Origin of the sequence: Chitinophaga sp. YR573 (assembly GCF_900110995.1) — a bacterium.
Taxonomy (GTDB): Bacteria; Bacteroidota; Bacteroidia; order Chitinophagales; family Chitinophagaceae; genus Chitinophaga.
Window position 1 is genome coordinate 306,357 of record NZ_FOJF01000003.1, and the last position, 14,515, is coordinate 320,871.

Annotated in this window: 13 protein-coding genes; 12 read left to right on the forward strand and 1 reads right to left on the reverse strand. The window is 42.1% G+C overall.

The genetic code is table 11. The features are described 5' to 3' along the window. The first annotated feature begins 231 nt into the window (after positions 1–231). The 7 genes from BMW86_RS27590 to BMW86_RS27620 all read left to right on the forward strand — a co-directional run bounded on the left by BMW86_RS27590 (position 232) and on the right by BMW86_RS27620 (position 8,560). Positions 232–1,269 (forward strand): efflux RND transporter periplasmic adaptor subunit, encoded by a 1,038-nt coding sequence (locus BMW86_RS27590; protein WP_089786294.1) that lies wholly within the window; start codon positions 232–234, stop codon positions 1,267–1,269. 5 nt (positions 1,270–1,274) lie between these two features. Further along, positions 1,275–4,352, forward strand: coding sequence for an efflux RND transporter permease subunit (locus BMW86_RS27595; RefSeq protein WP_089786296.1), 3,078 nt, complete (start codon positions 1,275–1,277; stop codon positions 4,350–4,352). Continuing rightward, positions 4,342–5,646 (forward strand): TolC family protein, encoded by a 1,305-nt coding sequence (locus BMW86_RS27600; RefSeq protein WP_089786299.1) that lies wholly within the window; start codon positions 4,342–4,344, stop codon positions 5,644–5,646. The genes BMW86_RS27595 and BMW86_RS27600 overlap by 11 nt, the downstream gene beginning before the upstream one ends. 70 nt (positions 5,647–5,716) lie before the next feature. After that, complete coding sequence (locus tag BMW86_RS27605; RefSeq protein ID WP_089786301.1) at positions 5,717–6,328, forward strand: outer membrane beta-barrel protein; 612 nt, start codon at positions 5,717–5,719, stop codon at positions 6,326–6,328. A gap of 15 nt (positions 6,329–6,343) precedes the next feature. Beyond that, positions 6,344–6,718, forward strand: a complete 375-nt coding sequence (locus BMW86_RS27610) for a DUF2147 domain-containing protein (RefSeq protein ID WP_089786303.1) — start codon at positions 6,344–6,346, stop codon at positions 6,716–6,718. Between the two features lie 22 nt (positions 6,719–6,740). Next, on the forward strand, positions 6,741–7,784 hold the full coding sequence (locus BMW86_RS27615) for a sensor histidine kinase (protein WP_089786305.1): 1,044 nt from the start codon (positions 6,741–6,743) through the stop codon (positions 7,782–7,784). An 8-nt stretch (positions 7,785–7,792) separates the two neighbouring features. Continuing rightward, complete coding sequence (locus BMW86_RS27620) at positions 7,793–8,560, forward strand: LytR/AlgR family response regulator transcription factor (RefSeq protein ID WP_089786307.1); 768 nt, start codon at positions 7,793–7,795, stop codon at positions 8,558–8,560. A 2-nt stretch (positions 8,561–8,562) separates the two neighbouring features. Here the strand turns inward: BMW86_RS27620 and BMW86_RS27625 are convergent, their stop codons facing one another. Next, the gene (locus tag BMW86_RS27625) at positions 8,563–10,839 is read right to left on the reverse strand and encodes a glycosyl hydrolase family 28-related protein (protein WP_218149243.1); all 2,277 of its coding nucleotides are present in this window, start codon (positions 10,837–10,839) and stop codon (positions 8,563–8,565) included. Positions 10,840–10,966: 127 nt separating this feature from the next. On the opposite strand from BMW86_RS27625, the gene BMW86_RS27630 reads away from it, so the two are divergent. The 5 genes from BMW86_RS27630 (at position 10,967) to BMW86_RS27650 (ending at position 14,511) form a co-directional block, all read left to right on the forward strand. Continuing rightward, a complete protein-coding gene (locus BMW86_RS27630; RefSeq protein ID WP_089786309.1) occupies positions 10,967–11,449 on the forward strand; it encodes a YdeI/OmpD-associated family protein in 483 nt (160 codons plus the stop codon). A 63-nt stretch (positions 11,450–11,512) separates the two neighbouring features. Continuing rightward, entirely contained in the window at positions 11,513–12,040 is a 528-nt protein-coding gene (locus BMW86_RS27635) for a DinB family protein (RefSeq protein WP_089786311.1), read from the forward strand. Positions 12,041–12,078: 38 nt separating this feature from the next. Beyond that, positions 12,079–12,951, forward strand: a complete 873-nt coding sequence (locus BMW86_RS27640) for a helix-turn-helix domain-containing protein (RefSeq protein ID WP_255373027.1) — start codon at positions 12,079–12,081, stop codon at positions 12,949–12,951. 87 nt (positions 12,952–13,038) lie between these two features. Further along, complete coding sequence (locus tag BMW86_RS27645) at positions 13,039–13,860, forward strand: nuclear transport factor 2 family protein (RefSeq protein WP_218149244.1); 822 nt, start codon at positions 13,039–13,041, stop codon at positions 13,858–13,860. 72 nt (positions 13,861–13,932) lie between these two features. Beyond that, positions 13,933–14,511, forward strand: coding sequence for a helix-turn-helix domain-containing protein (locus BMW86_RS27650; protein WP_089786316.1), 579 nt, complete (start codon positions 13,933–13,935; stop codon positions 14,509–14,511). Positions 14,512–14,515 lie beyond the last annotated feature (4 nt).

A 14,515-nucleotide genomic window follows, 5' to 3' on the forward strand; every position in this document is an offset into this window, starting at 1 on the left:
GTTGTTTAATCTGTTTTCTACAAACACGGAGCTCCTAACGGAGCTTTTAATTTACTACAAATAAGGAGTTTGATTAAACCCTTTTAGATGATCCCCTTAGCTTCATCCCTATCCTCATTTCCATAGCTCAGTCCCCGCTACTATATACTCAGTTCTGATTTTTGTCAGTTCAGTCAGTTTAAAAAAAATAAAGCGTTTACAGCGCCCATTTTTGCATCAAAATACCAGCAAATGGGCAGTAAATACTTAAAAGCGTTAGCCGTACTATTATTTTTGGCGGCTTGCAGCAATGGGAAAAAGTCAAGCGAAGAAGGTACAGATAGTACCATCGCCGTACAAACAGAAACACTGACGGGTACACCATTAAGCAGTGAAATAACCGTTAGCGGTACTATAGAAGGCAGTACGACTGTAAAGCTTGGCTTTATGGTACCGGGTAAGATAAATCTTATATCGGGCAAAACAGGGCAATTTGTGACCCAGGGGCAGCTAATCGCCAGCGTTGATCCTACCAATTATGCGCTTAACAAACAGCTTGCAGATTTGCAGCTAAATGAAGCAAACGATGAATACAATCGTTTGAAAATCCTGCATGGCAGGGGCAGTCTTAGCGAAAGTGATTTTACAAAAGCAGGCTTTTCTCTGCAAAGCGCACAACTGAAACAAAAGCTTGAATTAAAGAACCTGAACGATACCAGACTTTACACACCGGTTGGTGGTGTATTACTGAGCAAAGAGGCTGAAGTAGGCGAAATTATCAGCGCAGGCACGCCGCTATTTGTGGTGGCAGATATCCGCAAAGTAAAGGTATTGGCATTTATACCCGAAGGCGAACTGAATGGATTACATATAGGGCAGGATGCCAGTGTTAACATTACAGCATTGGATAAAACTATTACAGGTAAAATAACCGAAGTAGGGGCAGTAGCAGATGCTGCATCAAGGGCTTTTATGGTAAAAATAGAAATAGATAATGCCGGCCTGCAGGTACGTCCCGGTATGGTTGCCGAAATAAGTATTGCTGGTAGCAGTCAGAAGACAGGCATACAGTTGCCGGCAGAATGCATTATCAATGAATTAGGCAACCAAAGTTATGTGTACGTGGCAGATAAGGTAAGTCATAAAGCTTTCAAACGCAGGGTGAGCCTGGGTAAAATGATGGCTAACAAAATCGAGATCCTGTCTGGTTTATCCCTTGGAGAAGAGGTTATTATATCCGGGCAAACCAAACTTTCTGATGGTTCTTTCATCACAATCGTAAAGTACTAATCGATATGAATTTTATAGAAGCAGCACTTAAATATAAACAACTGACACTGGCTGTTCTGTTGATGCTTTTTGCGGTGGGAGTCAACTCGCTTTTGCATATGCCCCGTCGTGAAGATCCTAAGATTACCATCAGAACAGGCCTGGTGATGGCCACATTCCCGGGTGCATCATCTACACAGGTAGAAGAGCAGGTTACCAAAAAACTTGAACAGTATCTTTTTCAATATGAAGAAGTAGATAAAACCAAAACCTACTCTACGTCTAAAGATGGTATTGTGGTCATCAATGTGGAACTGGCGGAAAGCGTAAAACAACCCGATATTTTCTGGAGTAAACTGAGGCACCAGCTACTGGTATCTAAAGAAGTGGACCTGCCACAGGGTGTGCAGGGGCCGATTGTGGATTCTGACTTTGGGGATACAGAAGCCATGGTGATAGCGCTGGAAAGTAACGATGCCAGCTACGAAGAATTGAAAGGTTATAGTGAAAAGGTAGAAGAGCAGATCCGTACTATGAAAGAGGCTTCTAAAGTGAAGCGTATCGGAGAACAACAGGAAGAAGTGGTCGTATCATCTACATCGGGAAAGCTATCGCAATACGGTATTAATATAGGGCAGGTAACGCAGGTGTTGCAATCACAGAACAGTATTAATGCTACCGGAGAAGTAAAGACCAGCAGCAGTAAAACGCCGCTGTACACCAATGGATATTTTCAAACCGAAACAGCACTTGCCAACCAGATTGTAGGTACATCGCCTGCCGGCTCACCGGTAAAACTGGGAGATGTGGCTACGTTGAAAAGAGATTATGCAGAGCCGGAAAGCATCATTACCGTAAATGGTAATAAGGCCATGTTGTTGTCTATACAAATGCATGAAGGCAACAATATTGTAGATTTTGGAAAAGAGGTAGAGAAAAAGATAGCAGATGCAAGGAAACTGATACCATCAAATGTGAAAATTACTACGTTGGTATCGCAACCTGCACTGGTAAACGAAAATATATCACACTTTATTAAGGAATTTTTACTGGCGATATTATCAGTTATTGTGGTGGTTATTCTGCTATTGCCTTTCCGCATAGCATCAGTAGCTGCAATGGCGATACCTATGACGGTAGCCTTAACCTTTGCCATTTTAAACATGCTGGGTATTGAGTTGCATCAGGTTTCGCTGGCAGGACTTATACTGGTGCTGGGTATGGTGGTAGATGATGCCATCGTAATTGCGGACAACTATGTGGAACTGCTTGATGAAGGGGTGGACCGCTGGACGGCGGCATGGCGCAGCGCACATGATCTGCTTATTCCAGTGCTGGCTGCCACCGTTACCATTATAGCCTCATTTATGCCCATGGTGCTTATCAAAGGCTCTACCGGTGAGTTTATATTTACATTGCCTATAACAGTGGCTGTTGCACTTATAGCATCATACTTTGTGGCTTTGTTCCTCACACCTTTGCTTTGCTATACTTTCATTAAAAAAGGATTACACACTCAAACTACTTCATCCAAAGAAAAAAAATCGATACTTACCTATATGCAGGATGGCTACAATGCTGCACTGAGCTGGTGTGTAAAACACCCTGCACTTACCATACTTACCAGCGTTGCATTTGTGCTGCTTACAGGTCTGGTGTTTAAGCTGGGTGTACGTGAATTGTTCTTTCCTCCTGCGGAGCGTAACCAGTTTATAGTAGAATTATGGATGCCCACGGGTACCAGGCTGGAAAAGACGAATGCTGCTATTTTAAAAGCAGAGCAGTTGGTAAAGGGTGATAAAAGGGTTACCTCTTACGCTACGTTTACCGGTACATCGGCCCCAAGGTTTTACTACAATTTTTCGCCTGAGGTACCCACCAGCAATTATGCACTGATCCTGGTAAATACCACTACTGATGAAACCACCGAAGAAATGGCGGAAGAGCTTACGGACAAGGTAAAAGGGCTGGCTCCCGACGGAACATTCTTTGTGAAGTTGATGCAGCAGGGAACAGACTTAAAAGCACCGGTAGAAGTACGTATCATAGGAGAGGATGTAACCCAGTTAAAAACCATAGCCGCTCAGGTAGGTGATATATTGAAGAAAGCGAAAGGCAGCTGTCAGGTACGCAGTGATTTTGGAGAGGATTATTACGGGCTGCAGATAACTCCCAGTGAAGATGCCGGACGATTGGGCTTTACCAGCACAGACATTGCACAGTCGGTGTACACAGGCTTCAGCGGCAGCGCTATTTCCACTATATACGAAGGCAGCAGTCCTGTAAAGATTGTATTGCGTTTAAATGAGAATGTCCGCAGAAGTACGTCAGACCTGCAAAACGTATATCTCACATCGCCGGTAAACAATGCCCAGATACCGCTAAGGCAAATAGCAGCACTGACACCACAATGGCAGAGCGGAAAAATAATGCACCGCAACGGCGTAAAAACATTAACAGTGCAGAGCGAAACCAGGCCCCATGTATTGCCGGCAGAGCTGCTTGAAGAAGTAAGGCCGGCCATAAACAAGCTGAAACTGCCCGGCGGCTACCGTATAGAATATGGCGGTGAAGAGGGAGGAAAGGAAGAGGTGGAAAATGACATGATAACTGCTTTATCAATAAGCCTGGCACTGATATTCTTTATCCTGTTATTTCAGTTTAAAAACTTAAAAGAGGCATTGATTATAATGGCCACCATTCCATTGAGTTTGTTTGGCGCTATACTGGGCCTTGCGGTTACCGGCAATAACTTCAGCTTCACTGCATTCGTCGGGCTTATCGCGCTGTCCGGTATCGTGGTGCGAAACGCTATTATCCTGATAGATTATACCAATATCCTGCTAAAGCAGGGCATGGATATAAAAACCGCCGCTGTAGAAGCCGCCAAGCGCAGGCTGCGCCCCATTTTTCTTACCGCCATGGCGGCAGCAGTGGGCGTATTACCCATGATTATTTCCAGATCGCCTATGTGGGCGCCGCTGGCAAGCGTACTGGCCTTTGGGGTAGTGTGGAGCATGATAATGGCCCTGCTTACTGTACCTGTTATGTACATAGGTATCATCAACAACAACGATAAAAAAAGTGCAAAAAATGAAGCTTAGTATATTGCTATTGGTCTTGATTCTACTGGGATATTCCCGCTTATCCGCTCAGACAAGCCCTGGATATTCTTTGCAACAGCTGATAGATGCTGCAATGGATAATAGTCACCTGCTTTCTATCAGAGAATACCAGGTGCAGGAAAAAATGAGTAAGCTAAAAGAAGATGAAATTAAAAGATATCCTTCTGCCACTGTGGACGGTAGTTATCAATATAATTTCAAGCTACCTGAAATAACTCTACCTGCGGGAACAATAACTACGGGACTGCCTTCGGAAGACAGGAAATTTGCCATAGGCGAAAAGAATACTTACAATGTAGGGCTCAATATTTATCAGCCCATCACCCAGCAATTTAAAATGGGTACGGGACTATCCATTGACAAAACTGATATAAAGCTGGGGCAAAAAGAAAAGGAAAAAACAGCCCTGCAAATGCAGCTGGCGATTGAGCAACTGTATTACGGGGCGCTCATTGCCCAAAAGCAGGTAGAAGGTACAATGGCCAGACTGGAACTGGCTCAGGCCAGATTATACGATGCTGAGGGCGCACTGGCAGCAGGGAAAAGCACAGGGGTAAACCTTTCCGGCTTACGGGCGGGTATATCCGGCGAAGAACAAAACCTGTTAAAACTCAACATTCAGGTGGAGGATTATCTGACCGAACTGGAAAGGCTTACCAGCCTTCATGCAATAAAACTGGAAGCCGCAGAACCGGGCAGTGTGACCGTTAACCCTGTAGATGAGTATAAGCTGGCTGCCACCAGCAACCCTGATATAGAAATAGCACACCTGAATAAAGAGAAAGCCCTTCTGGGGATAAAAGCAGCAAAACAAAGTAACCTGCCGGATTTTGGCCTGATAGCGGGGTACTATGTGCAGCAGGGCAGCCCTGTATTGCCAGGTAACAGCCCTTATGTGGGCCTCAACCTGAAATGGAACATACAAGACCTTTTTTCCAATAAGCAGGTACAGTATCAACGGCAATACCAGCTAAAGCAGGCAGAAGAGGCTATCATCTATACTCAACAACAGGTAGAAAGCGATATTGATAAAGCATGGCGAAAAGTGAAACAATCGGATGCCCTGATAACTGCAGCTCAGAAACTGGCAGGCTACCGCAGGGAAGCACTCAAAGAACAGGAGGACAGGCAGGTAAGCGGACTGGATACAAAAACCGTCTTGCTGGAAGCAAAGTCGCAACTGGCAGAGGCAGAAGCTGATCTATATGCGGCACAGTTGTCGAAGGCGCTGGCTATTGCAGCACTTAGAAATCTGACGGGGCAACATAGGTAGTGGGTGCAGGGCTTTGCCCTGCAAACCCCCTTTTTGAGATAGTGCTTCGCATCATCAAAATAAATCAATAATGAAAAACAAGTTCCTTATAACATTCCTTTGTATCGGCGCTTCGCTTACAGCTAAAGCACAAAGCGACAGTTCAAACTGGATGATAGACTTTGGTGGTTCAGTAGGGCTTTTTATCCCGTTCAACCAGGTAAATGGTGAAGAAATGTTAATTGGTACTAATTCGACAACATCAGTACAGTTCAATTATAAAAGACACTTTTTTGCCCGTTTACAATTTGGGGAACTATCCGCAGATTTTAAATATAAAACTACTCTTGGATCTTTAAAATCAGAAATTAATTCCAATACAAACAGTCTTAACCTGGCTCTGGATATCGGGTACCAGTCCAGGTTACGTAAATGGCAACCACTTTTTTTTGTCGGTGCTGGTCCGTCCTATGTTACTATCCCTGCTATGACCTATGATATGAACACCAATACGGCACATTATACCACTAATTCAAGTATGCAACTATACATGAATGCAGGTGCGGGGGTGAATTATTATCTGTCAAAATCGGTCATCCTTGTGTTCGAATTACAAACATCGACGATACTTAATCTTCCTCAAAAACCAAGTGCCAACCTTACGGGTATCAGTGCACTTGTAAATATTAAAATCACTTTATAGTTAAAATCAAATAGTATGTTTAAGCATTTTCTTATTACAACAGCCGTTTTAGTATTTTTCAGCATTAACTCATGGGCACAACAGGCTACCTTAGTTGGCAGGTGGATAACTCCCGATAAGGATAAAATAGAATTTTATATCGAAGGACAAACAATTACGGGCAAACAGATCAGTACAGAAACGGAAAAAGACAAAAAGAACAACAATAAAATTATAGCTACAGGGCTTAAAGCTACCAGTCCAATGGTTTTTGAAGGAACGATCATTGACCCCAAAGACGATAAAACATACAAAGGCCGCTTTATTATGAATGAAGCCGGAACAGCAATTGAACTAAAAGTAAAATGGGGATTGTTGAGTTTTAATGAAACATGGAAAAGGGTAAAGTAATTAAAGTTATTTATTTTAGCAGATGCATAAACACAGCTACAGATTATTCCGGTTGTATGGTTATCCTGGCTTTGGGTTAATATTGTACCTGATTATGGTGCTGATTAATCCGTACGAACGCGTTTATAATAGCTGGCGCTTTTATACGATGCCCGACTTTGTCCTGGAATTTTCATTCAGTGTTGCTTATGCAACGTTATTATTTGAAACAGGTATACAGTTAACAGGGCTGCTCAATAAATGGTATCCCTGGGGGAATCGTATTAAAAGCAGGTTTGGTATTCAGCTTTTATTGCACATTACTATTATTTACATTATACTGAACTTGTTTTTTAAATTCAGGTTCCCGGATCATTTTGATTACGATGAACTAATGTTAAGACAGACCGTTATTATCGGTATCATATTCTCTATCCTAATAACGGCTGTTTTTGCTGCGGAATATTTCTTTCACAAATGGAACGATGCCAATCTGCAATCCCTGGAAATGGCGCAGCATACTACAAGGGCGCAGTTGGAAGCACTCAAGTTACAGCTTGATCCGCATTTCCTGTTTAACAACCTTAGCATTGTTACCGCATTGATAGAAGACCAGCCGGTAACAGCAGTTTCCTACATTGCCAAACTATCATCCATCTACCGGTATATGCTGACTAACAGAGTGCAAAATGTAATTCCTGTAACAGAAGAACTGGAATTTATTAAAGCGTATCTGTTTTTGTATGAGATCAGGTATGGAGAAGGTATTAAAGTAAATATTGAGGAAAATAAGCAGGCATTCCGTTTAGGTATTCCGCCTTTAACATTACAGTTGCTGATTGAAAATGCGATCAAGCATAATGTGTTTAGTACAGCATCGCCCCTTAACATTCATATATATTTCCCGGATGAAAAATTAATGGTGGTGGAGAATAATAAAATGCCCAAAATGATGAAGGAAGCAGGGGCAAACATGGGACTTAAAAATATCAGGGAACGATACCATTTGATGAACCAGAAAGCTCCCGTTATATTGGATGATGATCACTTTTTCAGGGTGGAGATTTCATTGATAACTGTCGAATAACTATTAATATGACAAGTGTTTTAATCATAGAAGATGAGCTTCCTAATATTATAAGGCTTGAAAAGATGTTATCTCTTTTAGATAGTGACATTACTATTACGGCAAAACTTCAAACAGTGCAGGATAGTATTAAATGGTTGAAAGAGCATCAACAGCCGGATGTGATATTTATGGATATCATGCTTACTGATGGATTAAGCTTCGAGATTTTTAACCATGTTACGATAACATCCCCTGTCATATTCGTGACTGCTTATGATGAATATGCGCTTAAGGCTTTTGAAGTGAATGGTGTTGATTACCTGCTGAAACCACTGGAAGCTGATAAGCTGGCAAAGAGCCTCCGCAAAGCAAAGTCCATTATCGGGACCGGAAGTGATGCCAGTATATTACAGCTTATTAAAAACATGCAGGCAAAGCAACAAATATATCGCACACGTTTTTTAATTGCATATCGCGACAGGCATATTCTGATAATGACGGAGGATATTGCTTATTTCACTTCAGAAAATAAAGCAACGTTCCTTACAACCTTTACCTCTCAGCGATTTGTGGTAGACCAGACTTTAGAAGTGCTGGAGAAAGAACTTGACCCCGAAGTTTTTTTCAGGGTAAGCCGCCAGGTGATTGTTTCTTTAAAATCTATCCATCAGATACATCAAACGTTTAATGGTCAGCTAAAGATTGAACTTTCTCCAGCTTTAGATGAAAGTGTAGTCCTGAGCAGGGAAAAGTCGAACCAATTGAAGAAATGGTTGGGGCAGTCCGGGTTGTAGTCCTATTTCACCCCATCCTGTAATATCAGATAGCTGTCAGGTTTTAATGCCGTATTGAAATCTACCTGTTTATTCACGTTTTTATAGTGATTATTATGAATGAGAATGTTGGAAGACATATTGCCTGATCCGCCCAATGAAATGGCTTTATCCGCATTCGTAAAGGTATTATCTTCGATAATGACATCGGTTATTGCATTGGGATTTGCTCCGGGGGAAGTACGGATATAGCTGAAATCGTATAATTTATTTCGTCTTACCAGTGTTCCGATATTCATCGCTGAACCACCGGAGCCAACGATATTGATATTCTGATAACTGGATACTTTAGTCTTTATAGCCATCTTTGGAACGTTATTATTCCCTTCATTTAACTCACAGTTTACAATATCAGTATACCAGTTAGGTTGTCTGCCCTTATAAATGAGGGAACCTCGCCCTATTATACCAATACACCTGCGCATTTTAAGCCCGGAAATCACGCAGTTCTCTGCGGAACCATAGAATTGATAGGCGCCACCATCAGCCACGTCATTATCGACAAAAAACAGGTTTTTACGGATAGTGGTGATACTGATCACAGAGGTCGCATCAGGATCTACCAGGAAGGGCTGGTCCAGTTGGATAACATCCAGCGTATGACTGACAATCCGCCTGTACTGCCCGGCACCTTTCCCTTCGAGAATAAATACACCGCCTCCGACCCATTTATTGGGCGTCCATTGGTTGGTAGTAGCGCCGGAGGGCAATGTAATGGTGTTACCTTTCACACTGCCAACAGGCCCTGCATATGCACCGCTGCCACCATCAAAGGTCATCACTTCCCGGTCATTGATATAGTTGAAAGGGATGGTGTTCCTGGCCTCATAGAGGTTATTACTTTCGTCGATGGAAGTGGCATAGCCATAACCGTTCATCTGTTTATAACAATCTTCAAATATTAAGCCTTTGGGATGAATAGCCATAAAGGTTTTGTCGGTTCCATTCTTTTCAAACCTGCAATGTTGTATAAAGCCACTGGCAGCAACGAAGTTGTACATACCGCTGCAATTAAATGAACAGTTCCTGACTTTTAAGTTGCTCCCCCTCAGAAGAATCCCGGTTTTGAACCATTTACTGTCTATTTCTGCTTTTGCAGCTTCCACATTGGCTCTTGCCATGAATGAGGTTACTTCCGGTTCAACGGTTTGTTTAACAACCAGGTTTTCAAGGGTGATATTACCCTGTTCGGGAACAGGCCCTGTCAGCATAATAATGCCCCAGGCCCTGGTAGCTGATATACTGAGGTCTTTGATGGCAAAGTGATGTGTGCCGCTGATTAGACTGGCGGGCATTTTGCCAGTCGCCCAGTTGGCCGGGTTCCAGAATAACTGGGTAGTTTCTTTGGAAGCACCTTTGAGTAGGGTGAAGGGGGGAAGGATGAGTGCATCTGTTAACATATAACGTCCTGCGGGTGCGTATACAGTTCCACCTCCTTGTTGTTTGGCCGCAGTTATAGCAGCATTAAAAGCAGCTGTTTCATCATTTGTACCATCACCTTTTGCACCATAATCTTTTACGTTGAAGGTCTTTTTATCCCATTTATTTGTGGAGGGATTCACAACGGTTACCTGTAGCGGAGCGCTCCAGGCTGTTTTTCCGCCTAAGCCGTTATGATAATATAAGTTGTAATTACCGGATGGTGTATTACCCGGAATGTTTACATTAACAGAGAAGTCGTCAAAGGCATTGGCCACTGTTGCTCTTATCACCTGTTTTTTATCAGAAGAAATGATAACCACCTGACCAGTAGCCCCTTTCCGGAATAAATTCTTTCCCTGGATGCGCAGGTTACCTCCGGCAGTTATATTTAAGCCCTCTTCACTAATCACCCAGTTCACCTTGGGAACATTGACATTAAAGCCGCTGATGTGGTTGTCACCATCCGTTAATCTGACACTGTACACGCCTTGCTGATAACTGGCAGGGATAATGAATTTAACGGATTGTGTATTGCTTTGAAGGGGCTGGACTGTGATGCTCTTATTGTCCAGTGGATTTATGCCACCACCATCTGGTCCGGCGTCTTCTCTTGGTAATGGAACATATGCAGGCAATACATTATCTACGTTATCGTCGGGCAGGCGGCTCACCTGTATCTTCGTGATCTTATCCAGGTATTCGCCTCTTATGAGTACGGCATCACCTGGGTTCGTTGCGGCTGTTGTTACCTGGAATAATTTGGATTGGGAATATACGCCGGTAGTCAGCAACATAAAGAAGAACAGCAATTTTTTCATCGTATTCACCAGGTTTAAATTCAGCGTTATAACGTTGTGTTGAGGTAACACATTGTGTTCATGCAAATTATGCTTATTTGAACCTGGTTTTGTTACTTAAATGAGGTAGTTTTACTAAATTGTACGTATGCACACATTCACGGCTGAGATAGAGATTATCGGAATAAATCCATTTGTATTTGTCCCTGAAATAATTCTGACTGACATTTTCAAACAGGCAGGGAAGGACAAAGGAGCTATCCCTATTCGTGGCACGATCAATAAATTGCCTTATAAACAGACGCTGGTAAAATATAGTGGGGCGTGGCGACTGTATATAAATACACTGATGCTTAAAAATTCACCCAATAGAATAGGGGAGAGCATACAATTGACAATTGAATTTGATCCATCAGACAGAACGATAGAACCTCATCCAAAATTGGTAAAAGCACTTCATGAAAACAAACACGCAAAAAAAGTATTTGACAATTTGCGCCCTTCTTTACAGCATGAAATTGTCAGGTATATAGCGCATCTTAAAACTGAAGTGAGTATAGATAGAAATGTTAACAATGCCATTAATTTTTTAATGGGAAAAGGCAGGTTTATAGGAAGAGATAAACCATAGTGAACTATTAAGCGTTAATTCTGTTTTATTTTCTGATATTAGTAATCCACCAAAAAAAAAGTTATGAAAGCAATTCATTTTTTAGCTACACTATGCCTTATTTTTAGCTTTGCCAGTCTGGCCCGGGCACAATCCAATGACGAAATAGCGAAGGAATGGGAAAGAGCCAAAGCTTATACAAAGGAATATCTTGATGCAATGCCAGAGTCCGGGTACTCCCTGAAACCGACTCCTGAAATGCGGTCTTTTGCAGAACAAATGCTCCATTTAGCTGATGCAAATTATGGTTTGGTTGCTGCGGCTACAGGAGAGAAAAGCCCGATAGAACATGGAGACGTAGAAAAGACCAGTGATAAAACCAAAGAAAATGTAACAAATAAAGTAATGGAAAGCTATGATTTTGCCATCAATACTATCCGGAAAATGACGCCTGCCCAGTTAGGAGAGAAGATAAAGCTGTTTGATAAATTTGATCTGAGCAGAGAAACGGCATTAGCTAAGGGATTCGAACACCAGACTCACCATAGAGGCCAGACCACCGTTTATCTTCGTTTGGCGGGGGTAAAACCACCTCAGGAGAAATTATTCTAGAAATGTTACATTCGTTAACGGATTTCTAAATCGTTAGCGTGGAAAGAGATATTACTAATTATGTATTTAAACCTGGTTTGCCGGTAGAGTTCGAGATTCTCTCACTTGCTGACCTTTACCGTGATAAAAGAGATATCATCACCAGGCCACACCGGACTGCTTTTTACCATATCATCTGGTTCCGGAAAGGGAATCCAATGCATCTGGTTGATTTCAGTCCGGTTGGCATTGTGGATGATACCCTGTTATTCATGACTAAGGATACTGTGCAGGTTTATGATGATAAAGACGGTATTGAAGGATTATCCATTCTGTTTACAGATGCCTTTTTTTATCAGACCGCAGCTGATGCTCGTTTTCTGAAAGACAGTATCCTGTTTAATGATCTTTTATCTGTATCCACCATTCAGCTCAACAATCAGGATACCCCTTTTCACGAATTGCTCCATCTCATGCAAAATGAGGTAAAGCAAGGGAAAGACAGCTTCCAGCCCTCCATACTTAAAAATTACCTGCATAGTTTTCTTTTACAAGCTGAGCGCCTCCGAAGAAATCAGGATTTTCAGGAAGTGAGGAAAGGCCCCGACTTTGATTACGTTATCCTCTTTAGAGATTTATTAGAAGCAGGTTTTAATAAAAACAAGCAGGTCAGTTATTATGCAACTCAGCTCAATGTCACCGAAAAGCGACTTAACCTGGCTACAGCTAAAGTGCTTGGAAAAACACCTAAGCAGATGATCGACGACCGTGTAATGCTGGAAGCCAAACGCCTGCTGGCTCATACCAATGATTCTATCAAGGGAGTAGGTTTTATCCTGGGGTTTGAAGAACCCACTAATTTTATCAAGTACTTCCGGAAGCATAGTCAGCAGACACCTGTGGAGTTCCGGGAAAGCTTTCTTATCTCCTGATGGCGTAAAAGTATCATACAAACGCCCGTTTACACCTTTTCAGACAGCGCTGGCTTATAGACCTTTGTGTCATAAAAAAAGACAGACATGAAAAATGTAGTATTAACAATGGGCGCTGCCCTGGCTTTCTCCGCCAGCTCTGCACAGCATAAGCCTGAAGTAATCTCCTTACTTAAAGCCATCGAAACCGGTGAAGCAGCGCCAGTCGCTGTGATCAATCCGGGAAAATACACCCAGCATAACCTGGGCGTTGCAGATGGGTTGGCAGGGTTTGGTGCGCTTTTGCAGCAATTACCTAAAGGTTCTGCTAAAGTAAATACGGTAAGAGTATTTCAGGATGGGAACTTTGTTTTTGCACATACCGATTACAACTTTTTTGGTCCGAAGATCGGTTTTGATATCTTTCGTTTTGAGGATGGTAAGATCGTAGAACACTGGGATAATCTGCAGGAAAAACCAACTGCTGCAAATCCTGCTGGACATACAATGACAGATGGTCCAACTGTGGCTGCTGATCTGGATAAAACGGCTGCTAACAAGGTACTGGTCAAATCTTTTGTAGAGGATATTTTAGTGAACGGCAAAATGGATAAACTGGCCGGTTATTATAACGGGAATAACTACATCCAGCATAACCCGCAGATTGCAGATGGTCTGAGCGGACTGGGTGCTGCATTGGACGCAATGGCCAAACAGGGTATTACCATGAAGTATAACACTATTCATAAGGTATTGGGAGAAGGTAACTTTGTGCTGGTAGTAAGTGAAGGTGTATTCGCCGGAAAAGCGACCTCATTTTATGATCTGTTCCGGGTGGAAAATGGCAAGATCGCCGAACACTGGGATGTGATTGAAGCGATTGCTCCGCAAAGTGAATGGAAAAACAAAAATGGAAAATTCAATTTCTAAAATCAATAAATGCAGCTATCCCCGTGATAGCTGTATTTAGTTTTAATAGAGTTTTGTAATATATTTGCTCCTATGCAAGAAGATGTTCTGATTCAGATCAGTAATCGTATAAAAGACCTTCGCCGTGAAAAAGGTATTACAGTGCAGGAACTGGCTGATAAAGCAGATGTAAGCAAGGGGTTAATATCACAAATCGAGAATGGTCGTACAATTCCTTCACTGATAGTATTGATTGATATTATAAAATCGCTGGAAATTAACCTGGATAGATTTTTTAGTGAAATTACTACGAAACGGGACAAGAGCCTGATTCTTGTGAAACGCAGAGAGGAATATCAGCATTTTGAAAAAGAACAGGCAGAAGGGTTTCATTACCATCGTATCTTTACCCAGTCTATTAAAAACTCCACTATTGATATTGTACTGCTTGAGCTGGAAGAAAAAGCCAGGCGTCCGCTTATAAGTACGGAAGCCTATGAGTATAAGTATATTATATCAGGCAAAGCAAAATTCATCTTTGAGGATCAGGAAATCGAATTTAATGCAGGCGATTCCATGTTATTTGATGGTCGTCTTCTCCATAGTCCCCGTAATATAGGGAAAGGCAAACTTTCCATGTTAGCCATCTATTTCTTTGAACAAAGTAAATAGCATA